At 71.3% G+C, this 22,080-nt stretch carries 18 protein-coding genes; 7 read left to right on the plus strand and 11 right to left on the minus strand.

The genetic code is table 11. The features are described from left to right. Window positions 1-41: 41 nt before the first annotated feature. Both AC0VYP_RS10990 and AC0VYP_RS10995 read right to left on the minus strand, forming a co-directional pair. Window positions 42-1,421: a serine hydrolase domain-containing protein gene (locus AC0VYP_RS10990; protein ID WP_475473862.1), complete on the minus strand. Its 1,380-nt coding sequence runs from the start codon at window positions 1,419-1,421 to the stop codon at window positions 42-44. 63 nt (window positions 1,422-1,484) lie between these two features. Beyond that, window positions 1,485-2,138, minus strand: coding sequence for a TetR/AcrR family transcriptional regulator (locus AC0VYP_RS10995; protein WP_285761802.1), 654 nt, complete (start codon window positions 2,136-2,138; stop codon window positions 1,485-1,487). A 214-nt stretch (window positions 2,139-2,352) separates the two neighbouring features. Here AC0VYP_RS10995 and AC0VYP_RS11000 point away from each other — a divergent pair, with 214 nt between their 5' ends. Beyond that, entirely contained in the window at window positions 2,353-3,831 is a 1,479-nt protein-coding gene (locus AC0VYP_RS11000; protein WP_475473864.1) for an amidohydrolase family protein, read from the plus strand. Between the two features lie 587 nt (window positions 3,832-4,418). On the opposite strand, the gene AC0VYP_RS11005 is transcribed toward AC0VYP_RS11000, so the two are convergent. Further along, window positions 4,419-5,069, minus strand: coding sequence for a histidine phosphatase family protein (locus AC0VYP_RS11005; RefSeq protein WP_475473866.1), 651 nt, complete (start codon window positions 5,067-5,069; stop codon window positions 4,419-4,421). Here AC0VYP_RS11005 and AC0VYP_RS11010 point away from each other — a divergent pair. Next, a complete protein-coding gene (locus AC0VYP_RS11010; RefSeq protein ID WP_285761806.1) occupies window positions 5,068-5,217 on the plus strand; it encodes a hypothetical protein in 150 nt (49 codons plus the stop codon). The genes AC0VYP_RS11005 and AC0VYP_RS11010 overlap by 2 nt on opposite strands. Window positions 5,218-5,347: 130 nt before the next feature. Here the strand turns inward: AC0VYP_RS11010 and AC0VYP_RS11015 are convergent, their stop codons facing one another. From AC0VYP_RS11015 to AC0VYP_RS11025, 3 genes are all read right to left on the minus strand, one after another. Beyond that, on the minus strand, window positions 5,348-6,193 hold the full coding sequence (locus AC0VYP_RS11015) for a MerR family transcriptional regulator (protein ID WP_475473868.1): 846 nt from the start codon (window positions 6,191-6,193) through the stop codon (window positions 5,348-5,350). 505 nt (window positions 6,194-6,698) lie between these two features. Further along, window positions 6,699-7,367 (minus strand): 2-dehydro-3-deoxy-6-phosphogalactonate aldolase, encoded by a 669-nt coding sequence (locus AC0VYP_RS11020; RefSeq protein ID WP_475473870.1) that lies wholly within the window; start codon window positions 7,365-7,367, stop codon window positions 6,699-6,701. Further along, window positions 7,367-8,416: a 2-dehydro-3-deoxygalactonokinase gene (locus AC0VYP_RS11025; protein WP_475473871.1), complete on the minus strand. Its 1,050-nt coding sequence runs from the start codon at window positions 8,414-8,416 to the stop codon at window positions 7,367-7,369. Before AC0VYP_RS11025 ends, AC0VYP_RS11020 begins: the two co-directional genes overlap by 1 nt. A gap of 214 nt (window positions 8,417-8,630) precedes the next feature. Here AC0VYP_RS11025 and AC0VYP_RS11030 point away from each other — a divergent pair, with 214 nt between their 5' ends. The 4 genes from AC0VYP_RS11030 to AC0VYP_RS11045 all read left to right on the plus strand — a co-directional run bounded on the left by AC0VYP_RS11030 (window position 8,631) and on the right by AC0VYP_RS11045 (window position 13,584). Then, entirely contained in the window at window positions 8,631-9,434 is an 804-nt protein-coding gene (locus tag AC0VYP_RS11030; RefSeq protein ID WP_475473873.1) for an IclR family transcriptional regulator, read from the plus strand. A 775-nt stretch (window positions 9,435-10,209) separates the two neighbouring features. Beyond that, the gene (locus AC0VYP_RS11035; protein ID WP_475473875.1) at window positions 10,210-11,583 is read left to right on the plus strand and encodes a hypothetical protein; all 1,374 of its coding nucleotides are present in this window, start codon (window positions 10,210-10,212) and stop codon (window positions 11,581-11,583) included. Between the two features lie 336 nt (window positions 11,584-11,919). Then, on the plus strand, window positions 11,920-12,897 hold the full coding sequence (locus tag AC0VYP_RS11040) for a LuxR C-terminal-related transcriptional regulator (RefSeq protein WP_475473876.1): 978 nt from the start codon (window positions 11,920-11,922) through the stop codon (window positions 12,895-12,897). 258 nt (window positions 12,898-13,155) lie between these two features. After that, a complete protein-coding gene (locus AC0VYP_RS11045; protein WP_475473877.1) occupies window positions 13,156-13,584 on the plus strand; it encodes a DUF2690 domain-containing protein in 429 nt (142 codons plus the stop codon). Window positions 13,585-13,831: 247 nt separating this feature from the next. On the opposite strand, the gene AC0VYP_RS11050 is transcribed toward AC0VYP_RS11045, so the two are convergent. The 5 genes from AC0VYP_RS11050 to AC0VYP_RS11070 form a co-directional block, all read right to left on the minus strand. Then, window positions 13,832-15,151 carry a transporter gene (locus tag AC0VYP_RS11050; RefSeq protein WP_285761813.1) on the minus strand — a complete coding sequence of 440 codons (1,320 nt, stop codon included), beginning with the start codon at window positions 15,149-15,151 and terminating at the stop codon, window positions 13,832-13,834. A gap of 6 nt (window positions 15,152-15,157) precedes the next feature. Beyond that, entirely contained in the window at window positions 15,158-15,820 is a 663-nt protein-coding gene (locus AC0VYP_RS11055; RefSeq protein ID WP_285761814.1) for a hypothetical protein, read from the minus strand. Beyond that, on the minus strand, window positions 15,817-17,973 hold the full coding sequence (locus AC0VYP_RS11060; protein ID WP_475473878.1) for a hydantoinase/oxoprolinase family protein: 2,157 nt from the start codon (window positions 17,971-17,973) through the stop codon (window positions 15,817-15,819). The genes AC0VYP_RS11055 and AC0VYP_RS11060 overlap by 4 nt, the downstream gene beginning before the upstream one ends. 108 nt (window positions 17,974-18,081) lie before the next feature. After that, complete coding sequence (locus AC0VYP_RS11065) at window positions 18,082-19,704, minus strand: FAD-dependent oxidoreductase (protein WP_475473879.1); 1,623 nt, start codon at window positions 19,702-19,704, stop codon at window positions 18,082-18,084. 29 nt (window positions 19,705-19,733) lie between these two features. Continuing rightward, entirely contained in the window at window positions 19,734-20,822 is a 1,089-nt protein-coding gene (locus AC0VYP_RS11070) for a LacI family DNA-binding transcriptional regulator (protein ID WP_475473881.1), read from the minus strand. 197 nt (window positions 20,823-21,019) lie between these two features. Here AC0VYP_RS11070 and AC0VYP_RS11075 point away from each other — a divergent pair, with 197 nt between their 5' ends. Beyond that, window positions 21,020-22,045, plus strand: coding sequence for a hypothetical protein (locus AC0VYP_RS11075; protein ID WP_475473883.1), 1,026 nt, complete (start codon window positions 21,020-21,022; stop codon window positions 22,043-22,045). Window positions 22,046-22,080 lie beyond the last annotated feature (35 nt).

Below are 22,080 nucleotides of genomic sequence, written 5' to 3' on the forward strand. Positions count from 1 at the left end.
AGCCCGCCAGTACGGGGCCCATGCCCTGTCGGTCGGACCGGCTACGCGGCGACCCGGGGCAGTGCCCGGCCTCCCCGGAAGACGTGGGTGGCGGGTTCGCCGGCCCCGCCGCCGAGGAAGGTGAAGACCTCGTGCACCCCGGTCGGCGCCTCGGTGCCGATGAGGCGGTCGTCGTCGAGCCGGACGAGCGCGGTGCGCTGCGCCTCGGGGGAGAGCAACCGGGCCTCTTCCGTCAGCGCGGTCTCGGTCGCGTGCACGGTGCCGTCGTCGGCGACGCCGATCTCCAGTTCGGTCACGGGGGTTGCGAACCGGCCGGAGAACCGGTCCCGGTCGGCCGGCTCCGGCCGGGCCGGCGGAGTCTCCGGGGCGGGAACCGTGATGCCGGCGAGCTCGTCGAACACCCGCTCCATCACCCTGCGGTGCACCCCCAGGGAAGCCGTGCTGTTGACCTGCGACACCACGGCGATCCCTGCGTCGGGGGCCATGCGGAAGCTACAGGTCTGGCCGTAGGTGCCGCCGTCGTGGCCCACGACCCGGTGTCCGCCCCAGTCGAAGAGCATCCAGCCCAGTCCCCAGTGCGTGCTGCCCAGGAGGCCGCCGGGGATGGTCGCCTGCGGGCGCCACATCGCTTCGAGGGTCTGCGTCTTCACCAGGGTCTCGCCACCGATGTGGGCCTCGGCGAACGCCAGGAGGGAGCGCGCGTCCATCGCCAGCATCGCGCCCGCCGGCCCCAACGACGCCGGCAGGTTCCAGAAGGGCGCCGGCTCAAGCGCCCCGTTGACCCCCGTGGGGACGTGGCCGACCGCGGTGCTGTGCAGAAGGGCCTCCTCCGGGACGGTCGCCCAGCGCTCCAGGCCCAGGGGGGCGCCGATCAGTTCGCGCACCAGCACGTGGTAGGGCTTGCCGTGCAGCACCTCGGCGATGCGTCCGAGGACGGTGTAGCCCGAGTTGCAGTAGGACAGGACGCTGCCGGGCGCGATGTCCTGCACGAGGGTGGGCACTACCTCGTCAACGTAGCGGGCGACGGCGTCGTCGCCCCGCGAGGTCGCGATGAACGCGTCACCGTGGATGCCCGACGTGTGCGACAGCAGGTGCCGGGGCGTGGTCAACGCGCCGGCCTGCGCGTCCACGACCCGGAACCCCGGGAGGTAGGTGCGCACGGGCGCGTCGAGGTCCACGCGGCCCGCCTCCACCAACTGCATCACCAACGCGGTCGTCCAGAGCTTGGTGACCGAGCCGATCTGGAACAGCGACCCCGTGCTGACGGGGGCGCCGGTGCGCAGGTTGAGGACACCGGTCGCCCCCGCGGCGACCGCACCGCCGGCCAGGACGGCGACGGAGCAGCCCGGGACCCCGTATTCGGCGCGCAGGGCAGGGAGTTCATCGTCCAACCAGGATTGGACGGCGGCCAGGTCGTTCATGGGGCACTCCTCGATGTGCGGGATCGGATGTCACCGGCACGGCCCGCAGGCCACCGGCTCCCATCAGGGCGGGGCAGCCGTGTCGGCGCCCCCGGGGACGATGTGCGGCAGCAGGGCGAGAGCGGCGTCGAACTCCTCGCCGAGCGTCCGGCCCCCTGGGGCCGCCTCGTCCCAGTACTGCTGTGCGGTCTGCACGACGGCGTTGAAGACGGCGATGGACAGCTCGGCCTCGCGGATGCGGTCCGTGCCGAAGTCGGGGCGTGCCACCACCGCCGATACCAGTTCGGTCTGCAGCGTCTGGTTGTGCAGCAGGGCGCGGGCGCGCACGGACTCCACCTCGCGGACCTGCCGGAAGACCATGCGCACCCTGGTGTCGGAGAACCGGGTGAAGAGTTCGTCGAGACCGTGCCGGATGGCCTCGGCGAACACCGTGAACAGTGGGCGCGAGCCGTCGTCGTCGGCCAGGTAGCGCGCGCAAGAGCTGTTCGTGTCCGTGACCGGGGCCAGGACGAGGTCCTCCTTGGTGGGGAAGTACCGGTGCACGGTCCGGGCGGACATCCCGAGCCGTTCCGCGATCCGTTCGACGGTGACGGAGGCGAAGCCCTCGCCGTCGATCATCTCCAGCGCGGTGTGCACCATCCGCGCCCTGCGGTCCGCCTTCTGGCGCGCGCGCAGGCCGTCCGCCGGCGTCGCCTCGGCGCGAGGGGCTGTCCTCATCGGTGCTCCTCCGGTGTCAACGGTGCCGGGGAGCCCGCGGCTTCCCCGCACCGGATCGTAGTTTCTGTCAGAGTCTGACTAATGTCAAAATCTGACAGAAAATGCTAGCGTCGCCTCCACTGACCGTTCGGCCGGGACGTCCCGCTTCCCGCGGCCGATGGGGCGGGCCGGCCCGGGGCAGCCGCCGCGGCCGACACAAGGGAGGGGACACCCGATGGCGCAGGAGTATTCGCTGGTCCTGGCCGGCGGTAGGGTCATCGACCCGCAGAACGGACTGGACGCCGTGGGCGACGTCGGGATCGCCGGTGACACCGTGGCCGCCGTCTCCGCGACGCCTCTGCGCGGGGCCCGCACCATCGATGCGACCGGGCTCGTCGTGTGCCCGGGCTTCGTGGACCTGCACAGCCACGGCCAGGCGATTCCCGAGCAGCGGCTGCAAGCCCTGGACGGGGTCACCACCGCGCTCGAACTGGAGGCCGGTACCACCCCGGTCGCGGCGGCCTATGCGCGGTCCGCGGCCGAAGGGCGCCCCCTCAACTACGGCTTCTCCACCTCCTGGGCGCTGGCCCGCATGGTCGAGTTGGCCGGCGCCGACGCCGGGGGAGCGGTGCGCACCGTGCTGCGCCACCTGGGCAACCCGGCCTGGCAGGCGCCCGCCTCGCCCGTCCAGCAGTCCGCCGTCCTGGAGCGCCTCTACGCCGACCTCGATGCCGGCGCCCTGGGAATCGGCATCCTCGCCGGCTACGCGCCGCTGGTCAACCCGGCCGAGTATCTCGCGGTGGCCGCGCTCGCCGCGCAGGCCGGTACCCCGACCTTCACCCACGCCCGCGCACTCGTCGAGACCAACCCCGACATCCCGATCGACGGAGCCGAGGAGATCGTCCGGGCAGCAGGCCAGACCGGCGCCCACATGCACTACTGCCACATCAACAGCACCTCCACCCGTCACATCGACCGGGTCCACGCCCTCATCCAGCGGTGCCTGGACGAAGGCTCTCCCATCAGCACCGAGGCCTATCCCTACGGGGCCGGCGCCACGGCCGTCGGTGCCGCCTTCCTCGCCCCCGACAAGCTGCACGCGCAAGGGCTGCGTCCCGATTCCATCGTCGTGGCAGCCACCGCCGAACGAATCGCCGACGCGCGCCGTCTCGCCGAACTGCGCGCGACCACCCCCGACGCCATCGCCCTCGTGCACTTCCTCGACGACACCGACCCCGGCGACCAGAAGCTCCTGAACAGGGCGCTGCTCTTCCCCGACACCGTCATCGCCAGCGACGCCATGCCTTTGACATGGCGCAATGGGGAGCCCGACCCGATGCTGTGGCCCCTGCCCCACGGTGCCGAGGCCCACCCCCGAGGCGCCGGGACCTTCACCCGCTCGCTGCGCACCCTGGCACTGAACGGCGGCCACCTCGGCCTTTCCGAGGCGATCGCCCGCTGCACCGTCACCCCCGCCCGGGTCCTCCGCCCCGCGGTGCCCGCAATGGAGCGCAAGGGGCATATCGGTGCCGGAAGCGACGCCGACATCGTCGTGTTCGACCCCTCCCGGCTCCAGGACCGGGCCACCTACGCGGACGGCACACGCCCGGCGCAGGGCGTCGTGCACCTGCTCGTCAACGGCGAACCGGTCGTCCACGACGGCGCGATCGTGCCCGACGCCCTCCCCGGCCGACCGGTCCGGCGCGGGGCGTGACCCAGGACGCGCGCAGAAGCCGCAACGACGAGAGGGCAGCCGTACCTGGCGCTCCCGGGGGCCTCCCGACCCTACGGGCGCTCAGGAACGAACACCCGAGAAAAAAGTAACGAGCACCATGACCGGCAACCGCTGCGGGAACGGTCCCCGGCGCGCGGTCGTCATCGGCGCCGGGATGGTGGGCTGTCCTGTGCCTGGTCCCTCCAGGGCCACGGATGCGACGTCGCAGCCGTGGACCGCGACCGTCCCGGACCCGGGGCCTCGCACGGCAACGCCGGGTTCCGCGACCCGTCGCTGCCCGTGCCGTTTCCCCCTTGCCCCGACGCCGACCGTGTACGTTTCCTCCTCCACCTGCTCCGGCACCGCACCCCCGGAAAACGGCGTCGCGCCATGGCTGTCCACCGGCGGTTGAACGACCAGGTGTTCGCCGCCTTCGACCCCCAGTGCGCAGGCGGGGCCGCTGCCCGGACCCACCGGACGGACGTACTCGCCGGATTCGCAGAGGAGCACCAGGCCCGCGGCCTGCCGCACGAACTGGCCGGCGTTGGCTCCGCACCGCACATCAAGGGGCGCCGCTTCCTCTCTGCTCAGTGCTCGGCGACCGGGGCCCCCACAGCTCCGTCACTCGCGGCCCGGTCCACGACCGCCCCCGTCCAGGACAGGACGGTCCACCCCAGCTCGGGCGAGCCCTCCAGCTCGACCACCCCGCTGTTCTCCAGGTTGTGGTCCGAGGCGAATCCCGGGTCCACGTTCCCGGCCCGCGCGGCGACCCACATCCGGATGACGGCGCCGTGGCTGACCAGTGCCGCGGTGGCCGCACCGGTGGCAGCGGCCTCCGCCACCACCGCGTCGAAACGCCCCAGGGCCTCCACGCCGTTCTCCCCGCCGGGAATCCGTACCTGTGTCTCACCGGCCGACCACGCGAACGCGGTGCGCAGGTACGTCCCGATGGACTCGTGGTCGCCGCGCATCTCCAACTCCCCCGCCACCAGCTCCCGCAGCCCCGCGCGGACCCGGATCTCCAGGCCGCGCTCCGCCGCCAACGGTGCCGCGGTCTGCTGCGTGCGCACCAGCGTCGAGGCGTAGAGCACGGCGATGTCGTGTGCGACGAGAGTGGTCGTCAGGGCGGCCGCCTGCTGGGTGCCCAGTTCGGTCAGTGACGCTCCCGGTTCCTCGGTGTCCAGGACGCGGCTCACGTTGGACGGGGTCTGGCCGTGACGGATCAGCAGCAGGCGCATGGTTCTCTTCCGTGCGGGCGACGCCGACTGTTTCGGCGTGCGTGTGCTCCTCACCCTCTCAACGCACCCGGTTCCCCGTGATGCGGGGGTGGGACTTGCCGTGGTGCAGGTCGTGCACCGCCCCGAGCACTCGACCACCACCCCGTAGTCGCGTCGGGCCGCTTCGGCGGCGACCACGCCACGGCCGGAACCGCAGCCGCTCGGCGCCTGCCTCGCCCGGCTCGCACGGGGAAGCCCGTGGTGACGGCGGCGCTGTTTCGACGGGCGCGCCGTCCGGGTCAGGTTGTTTCCGGTCCGGTGGCGGCCTGTACGTCGGATGCACTGCGCGGCTGCCCCTGCCTCCGGTCCGCCTCGCTGTCGTCGCCCCCGCTGCGGGGGGAAGGCAGGGCCGGGGCGGCGCCGACGAGCAGTCCGGCCTCGGTGAGGCGCTGGTGCAGGAGGCCGGCGCCTTCGAGCATGGCCGCGGTCTGCCGGTTGAGCGCCACGTGGCGTTCGGCGATGGCCGCGCGCAGGGACGCGGTGCCGCCGGTACGCCGCAGTCCGTCGAGAACGGGACGGATCTGGGCGAAGAAGTAGCGCCCCTGGCGCAGCAGATGGATGATGCGGGCGTCGCGGACGTCGTCGGGCAGGTATCTGCGGTACGTGGTCCCCGGCTCCCGGGTGGGGGCGAGCAGCCCCGCCGACTCCCAGACCCGCAGGGTGGAGGTCCGCACGCCCAGGGCGGCGGCGAGTTCCCCCACGAGCATGCCCGACCGCGGAGCCGGGACGGCGCGGGGGTCCTCGCCGGCGACCGCCTCCAAGGTCTCACCCGCGGCCTCCAGCGCCCGGCGCTGTTCGTGCAGGGCCGCGTGCCCGGCGTCCACCAGGGAGAGCGCGGCGTGGGCGTCCCCGCGGTGCACCGCACGCATGATCGCCTGGGCCGTGCTGATCCCGTGACCGGCGGAGAGCGCACGGTAGGTCAGCAGGGCGTCCAGGTGCTGGGGGCCGTAGCGACGGTAGCCCGACGGGGTCCTCGGGGCGTCGGGCAGCACTCCCGCGGTTTCCAGGTTGCGCACCTGCTGGGTGGAGACGCCGGCCCTGCGCGCCAGATCGACCGGCCGCAGACTCGACTCCGCATGCCCCATCCCGCGCACCGCCCTGAAAACGTGTTCGCATCCTGATTGAAGGTTGTTCAAAACAGTAGCAGCTTACGGGTTGGCGGGCAGGAAAAAGCTTCAAGAGGTAGTTCAACAATAAACTTGAATCCATGCGCGGGGCGGCGGAGCGGGCGCCTCCGTCCGTCACGACTCGTCCGCGTCTTGCGGGCGAGTCCATCCGGGCGGCCGGAGCCCGCGGGTGCTTTTGCCCCGGAGATGTCGTGCGCCCGCACCGGTGGTTGACACCGTGGCAGCCGAAGCGCAGCGCCGGCTCGACGGGACCCTGCCGGTTTTCGCGCCGGTTCCCGCTGGGCCGCTTTTCGTCGATCGGCGCCGCGCCCTGCGTGCAGCGGATGTCACCTATGGCAGGCCGGCGTCCCGCGCCCACCGTTGCTGGGGCCCGACGTTCGGTCGGGCGCCGCCTGACCGGACCCGGCGGCCGTGGATCGCGCCCACCGGATGCCACGGGCGACCGCCGCGCGTGCGAAGGGCATCAGACCAGTTTCCTGAGCTGGGTCGCGGCCCCGTCCCACGCCTGGATCAGTTCGCGGGCGACCTGGCGGATCTGCGCCAGTTCCCTGCCCGGTGCGTAGAGGGAGGTGCCGATCCCGAAGCCCGTCGCCCCGGCTCGGACCCATTCGCCGATCGAGTCGGTGTCGATCCCGCCCACGGGGATGAACTCGATCTCTCGGGGCATGACCGCCGTCCATGCCCGCAGCCCGCCGGTGCCCACCTGGCCCGAGGGGAAGAGCTTGACGGCCAGTGCACCGGCCTCGACCGCGGCGAAGGCCTCCGATGCCGTCGCCACCCCCGGGTAGCTGAGCATCCCCAGGCTCCTGGTCGCACGGATCACGTCCGTGTTGGTGTTGGGGGACACGATGATCTGGCTCCCCGCCTCGTGCGCTGCGTGGACGTCGGCGACGGTGAGCACCGTTCCCGCTCCCACGGTGGCGTCGGAGGGGAGGACCGAGCGCAGCACGCGGATGGACGCCAACGGTTCGGGGGAGTTCAGCGGGACCTCAAGGGTGCGGAACCCGGCGTCGTAGAGGGTCCTGCCCACCTCGGCGGCGTCCTCGGTGGGCAGGCCGCGCAGGATGGCGACGAGGCCGGTGGGCCGCCCCGCCCGCTCGTCCCGGCCGTGCGCGTGCGGTGCCGATTCCATTACGCCTCCCATTTCTGCAGGACCGCGGTCGCGCGGTCCGGGACTGTCGGGTCGGATCCGGCCGGGGCGAGCAGCCCGGCCCGGCGGGCCAGGTGGGCCAGTGCGCGCGGGGTGGAGTCCCCGGCGGGACGAGCACTTCGGATCCCCAGACGGGAGAGAGCGCGTGCGTAACGCTCGCAGAGCCCGTCCTCGCCCAGGAGCAGGACGTCGGCCGGTGGTCGTCCCGACCACGCGTGGGCCGCCCCGCGCACCTCGCTGCCGATCATCAGTCCCGAGATGTAGTCGCCCACCTGCTCCTGTTCCAGTCGGCCGGTGAGAACCAGCGAGCGGGCGGAGAACAGGGTGCTGAGCAGCCCGGTGTCGCCGGCCGCTCCCGTGGAGACGTCGAAGCCGCGGTCGAAGGAGTCCCAGCAGGGGGCCCCGGCGGGCTTGACCAACCGGCCCAGGATGCTGCGGTTCAGGAGCAGCGAGTAGATCTCACCGGTCATGAAGGTGGTGAATTCCGTGACCACCGTCCCGCGCAGTCGTGCCCACTTGGCGTGGGTCCCCGGCAGGACCACGAGGCGTTCCGCGTCGGGCGCGGACCCTGCGGACGTGTCCCACTCCAGCGCGGCTCCCACCAGTTGGGTCTCCTCGCCGCGCAGTACGCCGGGCAGCGTTTTGGTGGAGATGAGGCCGGGCAGGATGTGGACCTCGCCCAGGCTTGAGACGACCGTGGTCAACGGGAGGGCGGCGTGCGCCAGGTCCACCGGGAGTTCGACGTAACCGGCCGGGGCCCAGCCCTGGTCGCTGCCCACCATGCCGCTGGCGATCACCGGGACGGGGCCGGCGGCTGCCCGTAGCCAGTCGCTGCACAGCGCCTCGAAAGCCTGGTCGAAGGCGTCCGCCCGGTCGATACCCGCCTCGGCGGCCCTTTCGGTGACGCCCATGACGCCGCCCGCGCCCGAGCGCCGGGCCAGGACCTCGCCCCCCGCGCCCAGGAGGTAGGCGCGACACGAAGTGGTGCCCCAGTCCAGTGCCACGAGGCTCGCTGCCGCAGAGTCGCCCATCACGCCCGTTCCACCCGAATGCCGCAAGGACCAGCGGTGATCCTTCTGATCAGGCACCAGTAAGCGCGAGCCGTCTCATTTTGTTGACCCGCGTTCCACATATAGGGATTCCTTCCGCCTTGGGCCGCGTGGTCCTCCCGGTAGGCGGCGCAATCCGGTCCGCCGGGCGGGGCGCGGTGGTGCCTCGCAGATCACGGTCCCTACCCTTGGCCCCATGGAGCCCGACGATCCGCCGCCCGCCCCTCCACCCGGCACGCAGACCCTCGCGCGCGGCCTCAGCATCATCACCGCAGTGGCACAGGGGGCCGACACCCTCAAGAGCATCTCCACCGAGACGGGGATCGGCCGCAGCACCGCCCACCGGCTCGTGCAGATGCTGATCGTCGCCGGCTTCCTGCGCAAAGGGGTTGACAACTCCTACGTGCTGGGCCCCTCCCTCATCGAGTACGGATTTCTCGCGCTCCAGCAGAACCCGGTCCCCTTCGTCGCCCGCCCCGTGCTGGAACAGCTGTCCCAGAAGCTCAAGGACACGGTCCACCTGGCCATCCGGGAGAACGACGAGGTCTTCTACCTCGACAAGATCCCCAGCCTGCGCGGAGCCGAGATGCGGTCCCGGATCGGGTACCGCATGCCGCTGACGCGCACCGGGATCGGCAAGGCGCTGCTGCTGGGCGAGGAGCACGCCTCATGGGAACGGTGTTTTCAAAGCGACCACGAGCGCTACGGTCCCGGTCCCGCCGACGCCGAGCGCTTCCTGGCCGTGATGAAGCGCTATACCGCCATGGGCGCCACCATGGACCTGGAGGAGAACGAGCCGGGCATCCGCTGCGTGGCGGCACCCGTCCGTGACGGCAGCAAAAGCGTGGTGGCCGCCGTGAGCATTGCCGCGACCAGGCCCTACATGCCGATGGAGCGTATGCGCGCCCTCGTCCCGGTGATGCGTGAAGCGGCCCTGGACATCTCCACCCGGCTCGGATACTCCGCCGTCACGGCCGGTGCGGACCGGCCGCGCCGCTAGGGTCGTTCGCCACGACCGAGTACCTGCCCGCGCTCATGGACGATCCGCGCGCCCGGGTCAACCCGCCGCACGTGCTCGCCGACAACGGCGCGGGCGGCCTGGCCGGAGCGCCTCAACGAGGTCACCGCCCCGAACCGGCCCCACGATGCCGGTCAACGCGGAGGCTTCGTTCTTCCTGTCCCAGCGCGCAGCCGAGCACATGATCGCCGATCGTGGTGCCGGGCGCATCGTTGACATCTGCGTCCGGGAACGGCGAGGTCGCCGAGGCGGGACAGGCCCATCGCAGAGCGTCGCATGGCGGCGCAGACGAACACCCGCGATTCTTCGTGCGGCGTGCTGTTTCCGGTCCGCTCAGCGGGCGGAGCGATCCAACGAACGACGGTGAATGATGAACAGGGCACGGCCGACCCGATGCCTGGTTCCCGACGACTTTCGGTGGGTGTGCCGTCGCCGCCCGGCTGTGGGCCAAGACGCGACCCGGACGAAAGGCACGGCATCTTCACCGTTTCCTGCCTGGTGCCTGGTGCCCGGTGCCCGTTCGCCCCGAGGCGCGCAGGTGAAGTGCGGCCGCGACTGGCGCCGGCCCGGTTCTCCGGGAAGAGGAAAACCAGGGAAAACACGGTTGACGCAGCCCGGAATGCAAGTGCTCACCCCTACAGACGTCAGGGGCCTGTTCTTCTTAGCCTCTGTGGAAACGGTGTGACCGGCTCCTCCTGCCGTTCCCGTTGTGCAGACGACTGATTCAGGTGTTCCACGGGAGATCCCGGAGTTCTCGATGCCAGAGAAAAATACGGTTTCCGACGACGGCTCTACGTCACCGCCCCCGAAACGTTCGGAGAAGAAACGGTTCTCCCTGCAAGATTTAAGAAAAATCGCTTCTTCCGCACTCGAGAAGTCCTCGCCGATGCTGTCCGGTTCGACGAAATTCCTGTCCACCGCCGCTCGGTGGGCCGCACGGTTGTGGCCCAGGACGAGAGGTGCCAGGGTCGCCCTCGTCGCGGGGGTGGTTGTTTTTCTGCTGGTCCTTCGCTGGCTGGTTTTCGAATGGGGGTGGCAGCACGGCGAGTACGCAATGACGCTGTCCACGCTCTTCATCGCGGCTGTCGTGCTGACGCTCGGCCTTTGGGCCTATTGGCCACAAGAGCCGCAGGGCACGGTCCGGCGAGGGGGAGAAGAGGACCCGAGCGCGGGTACCGGTTCTCCGGCCGGAGCGTTGGGCGTGGTCACCGGTCTTGCCGTCGGGGTCTTCGCCGTCGCCGAACTGGCCATGCCGTTGACTCCTGAGGACGCGATCGTTGCCGCGTGCCGCAACGCACCCGCCTACGGTGCCGAATTCACCGCCATGACCACTGTCCAAGGGGTCAGTGTCCGTGCCGGGCCCGGGCGCGAATACCCGCAGGTCACGCGTTACGGTCCCGAGTGCACGGTCGGTTTCGACGGAATGTGTCTGGGTGAGCCGTGGATGGACGAGCTCGCGGGGACCTTCGACCAGAGGTGGTTCGTCGTCCACAACAGGAACGACCAGCTGATTCCCGCCGGAGCCCTGATCACCCAGGGGTCGGAGTCGGCCATCGGAGTCGAACCGACAGCGGAATGCGAGCGTTTTCTCGACGACCGGGCGGATCTGGGGAACTCCCCCGAGTTGGACCGCACCCGCCCGAGACTGACCGGCTTCTCCGTCGGTCCGGTCGAAGGAGACGGCTACCAGGAACTTCGTGTCAGCGCGGTGAACACCGTCCTGGTGGGTTACGCCTACACCGACGGCCGACTCGCGTCCCCCCGGTCGGTCACCACCCCGGGGCATTTCGAGGGGCAAGCCGCAGAGGGTTTCTACCGCCCCACCACGGAAGGGTTGAGCGTCCGCTGGTACGCGGAGTCCACCCACGCACTACTCGGTGCCGACGCGGATCTCACCGTAGCGGCGGTGCCCTGCCTGGCCGGAAACGTTCCGGACGCCTCGAGGGCCCGCTATGCGGTCGCACGGCTCACGAAAGACGAGATCGGGGACCTCGCGCCGCTCCGGAGAGCCGACGTTGACGAGAACCTGACCCGGCAGCTCACCGAAATCGCCTGCGCGCGCACTGTCAGGAGCGGCGTGCAGATCACGCCTCCCGAGCCGACCCCCGACTCCGGTTCGACGAATCCCTGAGAGTCGCGGCCGGTGCCTTCGGCGCGCTCTCGAAGACCGCTCGCCGCCCGCCTCTACGGGTCCCGCCGACGCACACCCGCCCCCGTGGTCGCAGGGCCAGGCCACGGCGGAGGGCCTCGTCGCGTCCGGCGGCCCGTAACAGCCGCGACGCGTATCCCCGTGATTGGTTCAGAAAGGCCGAGACAGCTGACGGACGGCTCTCAACAGGCCGGTACCGGCCAGACCCATGACGGTGAAGGCATCTCATCACAGACTTCCGCATCGGATGATGGAAGCGGGCTCGGCCGGCCCGACTTCTTCTCCATCAGATTCGATCCGGAAATCGAGGATTCGCTGGTGCCCTCAGTCGAATACGCCTTCTCCCCGCGCGTGAGAAGTGTCCTGATCGAGTCCGATCGCAAGATTCGGCAGCAGCACCTCGGCGGCTCGCGTCTCGCTATGTACAACTACTGGCGAACCACCATGTCCAAGATCTGCCCGGTGGATTCCTTCTACCTCGGGTACTTCCAACCGGACCACCGCATCGCCTACGTCTACTCCTTCGACGGCCGCGAATTCGTCTGCCCCGACGTGCACAGTTACGGCGCGAACGGGCTTGCCTCGCACATCAGGTTGACCCGGCGGCCCTACCTCTTCTCCGACGACTCCGGGCGCCTGCTGCACCGGGGGGTCGCCTTCGGGGACGTCTCCCGGCAGTCGGCGGATGCCATCTGCATCCCCCTCTTCAGTCAGGGGAAGACAGAGGTGACAGGCCTCGCGTCGGTCCAGAGCTACACCTCCGGCTCCTACTCCGAGGAACACCTCCGCGCCTTCGAACTCCTCGCGCGTGCGGTCATGACCGTCTTCGACCGTGAGGACGAGGACGAGGAGAGCACACGCGGCCTCGGCGACGTTCCCGGCATCCGGCGCCTGACCCCCCTGACGGTCGCCGAGGCACTGGACACCGTGAGCTTCCGGCTTTCCGAGCTGCGTGCACGGATCGTCGAACTGGCCGAAAAGGTCCCCGACGAGGCGGAGACGGCCGGGACGAAAGAAGGACTGATCGAACTCGTCCACGGTTTCGAACACGCGCAGACTCTGCTGGTTGACGTTCTGCGCAAACCCTCGCCGGAAGCCGAGCACCTCCTGGACCGGTTGACCAACCGGGAGCGCGACGTCGCCCTCCTCGCTGCGGCCGGCCTGGGCAACCAGACCATCGCCGACCGCCTGCACATCTCCGCGCGCACGGTGGAGACGCACGTGGCACGGATCAAGGAGAAACTCGAAGTCGAACGGCGCGACGGAATAATCGCGGCTCTTCGCACACTCCTCTGAATGCCTCCGGTGCTTCCCGGTCCGGGAAGACACGGTGTTCCCGCAGTGAAAGATCGGTGCCGTCCCGAACCGACAGGGCCGCTCTCTTTTTCTATGCTCATTGTTGACAGGGCAGGGGAGTGGCCTTTCGGAGCATTTAATCGTCGAGGACGGACGGCGCCTGTTTCGATTCGGCCGCGAAAAGGAAATTCTTCCGATTCCACTGCATCGTTCCTGTGTTTCAACGGTGGGAATCCGACAAGGAATCGAGAAAAGACGATGAAGACCACGACCCGTCTCGCGTCCGTGGTGGCGGCCACCGCAATGGCGTTGGGCCTGCTCGCCACCCCGGCCAACGCCGTGACCTGCTACGGCGACTACTGTTCCGGACAGAGCCCGGTGTCCACCGGCTGCTCCAACGGCGCCTACGCGCTGGCCCACACCAACCTCTACGCGTCGAGCACCAGGATGGACCTCATGTGGTCGCCGACCTGCAAGACCCAATGGGCGCTCTTCCGGTCCTCCTCCACGATCCCCTCGAACGTGGTCATGAAGGCGATCCAGCAGAACCCGAACGGGACCGACAAGTACAGCCAGTCCAGAATCGCCGGGACCAACTACACCCGGCAGATCTACTCGCCGAACCTGTGCGTCCGGGCCTACTACCAGTGGCCCAACGTCCAGACCGGCCAGACCTCGTGCGTGTGACCCGCTGACCGCACCCGCCTGTTCCGCGCCGGGAACCGCACATTCGGCGGGACGGGTCCGACGATCCCCTTCCTCCCGGCTGCTGCCTGCGGCACAGGGGCGCGCGGACGCAGCCCGTGAGGTCCCCGCACGACGGCAGGGCCGGCCCCCGGGTTTTCCCGAGGGCCGGCCCTGCCGGTCGTCGCGGGGGCCGGAGACGGCAGGCCCCCGACCCCGCCCCCCGCGACCACCGGGGGAGCGGTGTTTTCTAGAGCAGGAACAGGAACGCGGTGAGCACCAGTCCGCCCACGGCGATCGCCCAGGTGTAGGGAAGGGTGGAGACCATCGCCTTCTCCGGGCGGACCCCCGCGTACTGGGCGCTCCACACCGTCTGCGTACTGGTGGGGTCCGAGACTCCCAGGACCTGGCCGTAGGAGGCCATCAACCCCAGCACCGCCGGGGTCGGGTAGATCCCGCCCGACACCAGGACCCCGGCCACCCCGGCGCCCAGACCGTAGATGTTGAACGGGCCCCGGTACAGGCACAGCGGCACCAGTACCGCGAACACCAGCACGAACAGCAGCGGTCCCGACGGGCTCAGCGCGCTGACGATCGGGTTGAGCGCACTGACCGCGCCGGGCAGGCGCACCGCCGACAGCAGCATCCCGATCGCGATGAACAGCACGATCGGCGGCGCGGCCACGTCGAAGGCCCGGTACAGGGTGCGCAGTGCACGCTCGCCCATCTGGCGCAGCGGAACGGTCGTCACCAGCGCGTACAGCAGCCCCACCGCCAGCGACGCGATGATCGGGACGTGCAGGCCCAGCGCCAGCACGATCGGCACCAACGGCGTGACCAGCGCATACCAGGGGGCGTCGCCGCGGCGTGCGCGCCGGCTCGGTCCTTCGTCCTCCCCGGTCGCGCCGGCCCCGGCCCCGGCACCGGCCGGGACCCGAACCGCCCAGGCGTGCCGGGCCCCGCGCCGGCGCATCTCGACGAGGATGTAGGCCATGCCGCCCACCAGGGCGATGGGGAACAGCCGGATCTGGAAGAAGCGCACCGTCTCCACCGGGATCCCGATGGCGTCGGACAGGAACTGCCAGCCGATCAGCTCCAGCGGAAGCCCCGCGGCGATCCCCATGAGAATGGTCCCCGCGGCCACCACCGGCGGCACCCCCACCGCGATCATCGCGGGGATGCCCACCACGCCCGCGAGCATCGCCGCAGGCGCCGAACCGGTGATGCTGCCGCACAGGATCGCCACGCAGAACACGCCCAGCGCCACCACCGTGGGGCGTTCACCGCCGAACTCCACGATCTTGCGCACCAGGGTCGAGGCGATGCCGGTGTCGGCCATCACCGTGCCCAGCCACGACCCCAGCAGGATGGCGATCATCGTGGCCGCCAGCAAAGGCGCGCCCTCCTGCATGACCGTGCCCGCGACGCTGTTCTCCGCGCCCAGCAGCGACGCGCCCGACAGCAGCGCGATGGCGATGGCCAGGAACGTCAGGGCGAACGCGGTCGGTACCTTGCGGGTGAGCATCAGGGCGACACCCACGGCCATGACGGCCAGAATTGCGATACCCATGGCTTTTTAGCCTCCGAGGGACGCGGGGAAGGGGCGGGTGCGTGCGCGTCCGGCGGACGTGAACGGGAGGGCCTCGGCCAGGCCAAGAGTCAGCAGTACCGGCGAGCGGCCCAGGCCGCTGCGCGCGTGGGCGACCGTGTGCGCGACGATCTCGTCGGCGCCGGCGACGTGGCCGCGCAGGTGGAACCGGCCCACGCCCGCCACCCGGTGGTCCAGGCGCCGGCGCAGGGTGCGCGCGGCCGGACCGTGCAGCAGACGGTGGGCAAGCTCGTGCTGCACCGCCGCCTCCCGCACCCGGGCCGGTGGGAAGTACGCCTGCCAGCCGACCAGTTCCACGAGGGCGTCGGCCAGCGCCAGCGCCCCGGTGTGCACGACGACCGCGCCGCTGCGGTGGTGGTACTCGGCGAGGAGGATCTCCCCGGGGGAGACGCCGCCCGGCGCCTGCTCCACGGCGACCGCCGCGGGGGAGGGGGCTTCTGCGGCCAGTTCGCGCCCGACCTCCAGGGCCGTGCGCGCCCACGCCGTCAGGGCCTCCTCGGTCCGGGTGTCGTGGGTGGGCGTCATGCGCAGCAGGCGCGCACCCAACGCGACGTCGTCGAGCGCGGCCAGGTCCCGGCAACGCCCGGCCAGGGCATCGGTGTCGCAGTTGAAGAAGGAGCGCGGGTTCATCGCCGCTCCTCCATGACCGCCACCAGGCTCTCCTCGGGAGTGCGCGAACGCAGCTCCGTTGCGGCCAGCGACAGCAGCTGTTCCTCGTCCAGGACCCCGGAGAGGTTGGCGATCTTGGGCCCCACCAGCAGCCATACGGCCGGGGCGCGCGACCCCCCGTCGCCGTAACTGGTGCGCTCGTCCACCAGCCGGGCCAGGGTCGCGGGCGCCTCACCCACGGTCATGGCGTCCACGTGGGCATCGGCGCTGTGCAGCCGGATCACGCCCTCGCCGTCCACGATCCGCACCGGGGTGCGTTCGCGGCCGAACCGGCGCAGCGGCCCGCGCGGACGGCGCCGCGCGCCCAGCACCCGGTGGTGGGCGGTGCCGGCCAGCTCGGTGACCTCCTCGACGGCCACCCCGAGGCTGCGGGCCGCGCTCGCGCGCGCCTGGGCGGCGTCCGTCCCGGCCGCCCGGTCCTTGGTGCGCAGTTCGGTCGCCCCGGTGGCCACCGCCTTGATCAGGTTGCGCTGGGGGTCCACGGTGACGTCCACCTCGACCCCGGCGGGGTCCGCGCCCTGCTCCACCACGGCCTTCTCCGCCTCGGTGCGCGCCGCCAGCACGTCGGCGTGCGTGGGGTTGGGGACGATGCGCTCCACGGACTCGCGCACCAGGGCGAGCGCCACCCCCAGGGGGCTGATGACCTCGCTGTGCGCACAGATGCGCCAGTCCAGTCCGGTGTCGGCGCCCAGGAACGGGGTGACGGTCGCCGCGCCGCCGCCCCCGCCCACCAGCGACAGGACGTCGCGGTCCAACCGGTAGTCCTCCACCAGCGCGTCCACGACCGTGCGCACTCTCGCCGCGGCCTTGGCCAGCACCATGCGTGCCGCGGCCTCGACGTCGGTGCCCAGGGACGCGGCCAGCGGCTCCAAGGCCAGGCGGGCGACGGTGGAGTCGGCACGCGCGTAACTGTCCTCGGGCACCACCCCCAACGCGTTGGCCGCACAGGTCAGGGTGAGCGCGAAGCGCCCCCCGGCGGCGTTGACCGCCACGTAGTCCTCGGGGTCGCCCTCCCGGGGACGAACGGTGACCAGCCGGGCGTCGGCCAGGTCGGCGGCCGAGGCGAAGCAGGCGTAGGGCAGCCCGGCGATGTGCGCGCTGCGGGGCCCGACGTCGGTGACCCCGCCGCCGCCCAGCCGGATCAGCGACCCCCCGCCCACGCCCACGGTGCGCACGTCCAGCGAGGGCAGGTAGGTCTCCTTGTCGCCCAGGCGCGCGTGGCGCACCTGCACCCGGCCGCGTCGGATCACGCTGATGTCGGTCGAGGTGCCCCCGGTCTCCAGGAACACGCCTTCGCTGACCCGCTCGCTCATCAGCGCGCCCGCCACGCCCGCGGCCGGGCCCGACAGCACGGTCAGCAGGGGGCGCCCGCGCATCTCCGCCAGCGACATCACCCCGCCGTCGCAGCGCATCACCATCAACGGCGCGGTGACCCCGGCCTTGGTGATGCTCTGCTCCACCAGGTCGGCCGTCTCCAACATGCGCGGCATGATCCCGGCGTTGAGCACCGCGGTCCGGGCCCGCTTGGCCAGGCCGTAGAGCTGGGTGATCTCGTGGGTCGTGGTGACCGGCACCCCCTGGGCCGCGGCCTCCGCGGCCACCGCGCGCTCGCCCAGCGGATCGTCCACGCTGAAGGGTTCGACGGCCACCAGCACCTGGGCGCCATCCTCGCGGACCCGCTGCACGGCCGAGCGCACCTCCTCGGGGCGCTCGGGGTGTTTGAGCCCGGTGTAGCGCACCGGCATGGTGCGCCCCGGCGCCAGCGTGAGCTTGCCCAGGGAACGCAACCGCCGGGTGGCCAGGGCATCGAAACCGCGCCCGATCCCCACGATGCCCACGGTTGCCACGTCGCCCTCCAGCAGGGCGTTGGTGGCCTGGGTGGTGCCGTGGGCGAGGAACGTGACGTCGGAGGCGGGCACGCCGACGTCGGCGAGCAGCCGCTCCAGGGCGCTCATGATGCCGTGCGCGACGCCGTCGGGGTGGTCGTGGCTGGTGGGGACTTTCACCTGGCCCAGCAGTTCGTAGGTCTGGGCGCTGACGGCGACGGCGTCGGTGAACGTGCCGCCGACGTCGATACCGACGCGGATGGTGGATGGTCTGGGATGTGGCGCCATGGCCGACACCTCCGGGATGGGCGAGGAGACTGCGGTGGGGGTGGCCCCGCCCCGCCGCGGCGACGCCCCTGGCGGGGACGCCGCCGCGGCCGGCGGGTGTGGTGGGACCTAGTAGCCGCGGACGTCGGGCCAGTGCCGCTCGACGCCGGTCCGGTCCAGCAGGCGGGTGAATCCGTCCAGGAGTTCGGCGTCCTCGCGCACCTGGTGCGGGCGCACGCCGTGGCTCAGGGCGAACGCGGCCAGGCGCCCGGCGACCTCGCCGATGTTCCATTCGACGGGGTGCAGCCGGAAGCACCCGTTGGTGATGTGCGTGGTGCCGATGTTCTTCGCGGCGGGCAGCAGGTTGCGCACCCGCACCGGCAGCAGGGCGCCCAACGGGATCTCGAAGGGCACGCTGGCCACGTCGATGTAGTTGTCGCCGCTGGTGGAGGGGTGCAGGTCGATGCGGTAGCTGCCCACCCCCACCGAGTCGGGATGGCGGGTACCGCCGTAAGGCCCCACGATGTCCAGCGAGACGTCGTGCTCGGTGACGGTGGTGACCGCGCGGATGCGCCGCGACTCGCGCACGTAGGCGGCCTTGGCCAGGCCGTCCTCGGTGCCGGTGACGTCGGGGCGCGGGCGCAGCCCCGGGAAGCCGGTCCCGCCGTCGGGGCGGGGCGCCTCGGTCTGCAACCAGTACAGCACCGACAACGACAACTGCCGTGCCTCGTGGTGGGCCCGGGCCACCGCATCGGCGTCCACCAGGCCCTCGACCTCCAGGGCGGGCTTGAGCCAGTAGTCGTTGAGCGGCCAGTTGACCAGGGTGATGTCGGAGTCGAAGGCACCGGCCCGGTGCATCCCGCGCGCCAGGATCCGCCGGAAACCCCACAGTTCCTTGTCGCCGGCGTCGGCGCTCTGGTCGGCGCTGACCGCCAGCGGGTCGGTGTCGGGGTTGGGCACGAAGGTGCGCTCCACCGACTCCAGGGTGCGCGGGTCGGGCGCGGTCAGCCCCAGCAGCGGGCCCGGCCAGAAGTCGGGTTGGTAGGAGCGCCAGAAGTCGTACATCTCCGGGCGCTCGATGGTGTGGTCCTCGCCCGGGTGGTAGGACATCGCGAAGCAGTAGGTGATGCCCTGCAGGTTGAGCGGGTCGGCCTTCTCAGGGGCGTGGGGCTCGTCGTACTCGGCGCGGGACTCGGCGCCGGTGACGTGCTCGACCCCCGCCAGCAGAAGCAGGTCGCCGTCCTCGGTGGCGTCCAGGACGTAGTCGGCGGCCACGGTGGTGCGGCGCCCGCCAGGGCCCTCAAGGGTCACCGAACGCACTTCGTCGCCGACCGTCTCGGCGGCCACCGGGCGGTGCTCCAGCAGCAGGGTCAACCGCCCCGACGCGCGATGGGGCGCCAGCAGTGATTCCAGGACGGCCAGCGCCACCCGCGGTTCGTGGCACAGCTTGCTGACCCGCCCGGCGCCTGGGTTGAGGTTGACCAGGTCCAGGGCTTCGGCCCGCAGGGGGTAGTGGCGGCGGTAGTAGTCGCGGATGCCGTCGCGGACCTCGCGGTAGGCAGCCGTGGCGCCGAAGCGCTCGATCCAGGGGTTCTCGTCGGGCGGCACCGCCTGGGAGGTGAGTTGGCCGCCGACCCAGTCGGTCGGCTCGGTGAGCACCACCCGGTTGCCGGCGCGTGCGGCGGCCAGGGCCGCCGCGACTCCGCCGAGCCCCCCGCCCACGACGAGGATTTCGGTTGCGCGGTCGGACATGATCGGCCTTTCTGGGTTGATCGTTGCGGTCACTGCTGCCCCTGCCGGCCGGCCGGGCCGATGGTGCTCCCGACGACGGGTTCGCACGGCACCAGCTGTTGCAGGGGCGGTGGGGGTTGGTCGGGGGGGTTGGTGATGAGCTGGGTGAGCAGGCGCACGGCGCGCCGCCCCATCTCCCGGCGCGGCACGGTGAACCCGCTGATGTGCGCGGACGCCGCCCCGGCCGCCGGCGGGTCCCCGAGCATCGCCAACGAGAGGTCCTCGGGGCAGCGCAGGCCGGCGTCCGCGATGGCCCCGGTCAGTGCGGCCAGGGCCGCGCCGGTGTCGGTCTCCTCGGTGACGAGGGCGGTGACGCCCTCGTCGCGCCAGGCGCGCACCCGGCGGGCGTCGATGTCGGAGCCGTCGGTGCGCACCACCAGGCCGTCGAGGTCGATGCCGGCCGCACGGGCGCCGGCCAGCACGCCGTTCTCACGGTCGGTGGACGCGGGGGCGTCGTCGTTCTCGCGGACATAGCGCAGGCGGCGGTGCCCGAGGTCGGCGAGGCGGCGCACGACGTCGGCGGAGGCGGGCACGTAGTCGGCGCCGACGTAGGGGAGTCGCCCTTCCAGCTCGTCGCGCCGGCCGATGTAGACCAGGGGGTAGCCGCCCTCCACCAGCCGTTCCACCTGTTCGGTGGGGACGTGCCGGCCGAAGAACAGGCAGCCGTCGGCCACGCGGACGCGGTGCAGCGCGGCCGGTCCGGCCGCGCGCGGCGGCGCGCCGCTGGAGCCGGTGAACAGGATGAGGTCCTGGCCCAGGGCCGCGGCCTCCTCCTCCACCCCCACCAGGATCGGGTAGTAGGAGTGGGCCACCTCGGTGGGAAACGTCGCGGAGAAGGTGAACAGGCCGAGCATGTCGTTGCGGGCCGAGGCGAGGCGTGTGGCGATGGGGTCGGGGACGTAGCCCAGGGCGTCGGCCGCCTCCACCACCCGGCGTTTGGTCTCCTCCGCGAGCACGACGCCGGCCTTGTTGCCGCCCAGCACCAGCGACACGGTGGTCTGGGAGACCCCCGCTGCCCGGGCGATATCGGACTGCCGCGGCCGGGCCCGGCCGCCCGCCCTCGCCCTATCGCCGACCATGGAAACTCCTGTCCTATTGGCTCCTAATGCGCATTAGGACAAGAATCTGAGCCCTCCGCCGTTAAATGTCAACGATTCCGCGGGAATTTCCGCGAAGTTAATTCTTGGCTCTACTAATACGTATTAGGGCCTTGACGGCGAACAGTGACGGAGCACACACTCGGCCTCCCCTGCACCTCACGACGGGAGCGCCCGCCATGACCCACGACACCGGACCCGGACCCGACCACTCGGCCCCGTCGCGCCGCTCGGTACTGCGCGGCGCCGTCCTCCTGGGAACGGGGGCGGCGCTCGCCGGCGCCGGGGTCGCCACCGCCGCCGGGGCCTCGGCCGCCGGGCCCGCGGGCTTCCCCAGCTACCGCTACCTGCGCACGGCCTTCAACAAGAACGCGCTGTCCTACAACCCGACCGGGGAGTTCATCTTCCCCACCATCCGGGGCACGGTGGGGCGCCTGTCGAGTGCCCGGGGCCGCTTCTACCTCTACTACGCTCCCCACGACGCCCCCGGCGGGATCTGCCTGGCCTACGCCAACTCGCTGGAGGGGCCCTTCACCGAGTACCCGGGCAACCCGATCGTGGGCCGCAACTGGTCACCGCACCACTCGGTCTCGCACGTGTCCTCGCCGCACGTGATGTGGAACAGCGCGGCCAAGGAGATGTGGCTCTACTACCACGGGGAGAACAACACGACCCGGCTCGCGCGCTCCACCGACGGCATCAACTTCCGCTACCAGGGCGTGGTGCTGAACACCGGAATGCTGCCCGGCACCACCGAGACCTCCTACGCCCGGGTGTTCGAGCACTCCCTGCCCGCCCGCGGCGCCCGCTACGTCATGCTCTTCATGCGCAACAGCACCGCCAACACGCGCTCGATCGGCTGGGGCTGGTCGGCCAACGGCATCAACTGGACCTACGACCAGCAGCCGCTGGTGCTGCCCTCCGCGGTGGGCGCGGCCAACATCTCCGCGCCGCACCTGCTGACCCGCAACAACAGCGCCTACGTCGTCTACCACACCAGCAACGGCGGCATGCGCATCACCGAGGTCGGCAAGGACTTCACCCTCCGCAAGCACCTGGGCGCCTTCCACACGCCCCTGAAAGGGGCCCCCGACAACGGCCGTGCGGCCGCCCCCTCCTTCGGCAGCGACGGGGGCGTCCACTACATGTTCTACGAGGCGGGCAACCGCCTGGGCGCCACCATCGCCATCGCCCGCCAGGTCTGATCCGCGCACCCTCCCCGTCCCCGCCGGTCGTGCAG

The organism is Nocardiopsis sp. iso_186, assembly GCF_056173365.1.

Bases quoted from the DNA above. Each gene is read 5' to 3' on its own strand.
- AC0VYP_RS11065 (WP_475473879.1), bottom strand. From the start codon at position 19,704: ATGTCCGACCGCGCAACCGAAATCCTCGTCGTGGGCGGGGGGCTCGGC.
- AC0VYP_RS11045 (WP_475473877.1), top strand. From the start codon at position 13,156: ATGAAGACCACGACCCGTCTCGCGTCCGTGGTGGCGGCCACCGCAATG.
- AC0VYP_RS11020 (WP_475473870.1), bottom strand. From the start codon at position 7,367: ATGGAATCGGCACCGCACGCGCACGGCCGGGACGAGCGGGCGGGGCGG.
- AC0VYP_RS11050 (WP_285761813.1), bottom strand. From the start codon at position 15,151: ATGGGTATCGCAATTCTGGCCGTCATGGCCGTGGGTGTCGCCCTGATG.
- AC0VYP_RS10995 (WP_285761802.1), bottom strand. From the start codon at position 2,138: ATGAGGACAGCCCCTCGCGCCGAGGCGACGCCGGCGGACGGCCTGCGC.
- AC0VYP_RS11030 (WP_475473873.1), top strand. From the start codon at position 8,631: ATGGAGCCCGACGATCCGCCGCCCGCCCCTCCACCCGGCACGCAGACC.
- AC0VYP_RS11025 (WP_475473871.1), bottom strand. From the start codon at position 8,416: ATGGGCGACTCTGCGGCAGCGAGCCTCGTGGCACTGGACTGGGGCACC.
- AC0VYP_RS11005 (WP_475473866.1), bottom strand. From the start codon at position 5,069: ATGCGCCTGCTGCTGATCCGTCACGGCCAGACCCCGTCCAACGTGAGC.
- AC0VYP_RS11070 (WP_475473881.1), bottom strand. From the start codon at position 20,822: ATGGTCGGCGATAGGGCGAGGGCGGGCGGCCGGGCCCGGCCGCGGCAG.
- AC0VYP_RS11010 (WP_285761806.1), top strand. From the start codon at position 5,068: ATGGTTCTCTTCCGTGCGGGCGACGCCGACTGTTTCGGCGTGCGTGTG.
- AC0VYP_RS11075 (WP_475473883.1), top strand. From the start codon at position 21,020: ATGACCCACGACACCGGACCCGGACCCGACCACTCGGCCCCGTCGCGC.
- AC0VYP_RS11035 (WP_475473875.1), top strand. From the start codon at position 10,210: ATGCCAGAGAAAAATACGGTTTCCGACGACGGCTCTACGTCACCGCCC.
- AC0VYP_RS11000 (WP_475473864.1), top strand. From the start codon at position 2,353: ATGGCGCAGGAGTATTCGCTGGTCCTGGCCGGCGGTAGGGTCATCGAC.
- AC0VYP_RS10990 (WP_475473862.1), bottom strand. From the start codon at position 1,421: ATGAACGACCTGGCCGCCGTCCAATCCTGGTTGGACGATGAACTCCCT.
- AC0VYP_RS11055 (WP_285761814.1), bottom strand. From the start codon at position 15,820: ATGAACCCGCGCTCCTTCTTCAACTGCGACACCGATGCCCTGGCCGGG.
- AC0VYP_RS11060 (WP_475473878.1), bottom strand. From the start codon at position 17,973: ATGGCGCCACATCCCAGACCATCCACCATCCGCGTCGGTATCGACGTC.
- AC0VYP_RS11015 (WP_475473868.1), bottom strand. From the start codon at position 6,193: ATGGGGCATGCGGAGTCGAGTCTGCGGCCGGTCGATCTGGCGCGCAGG.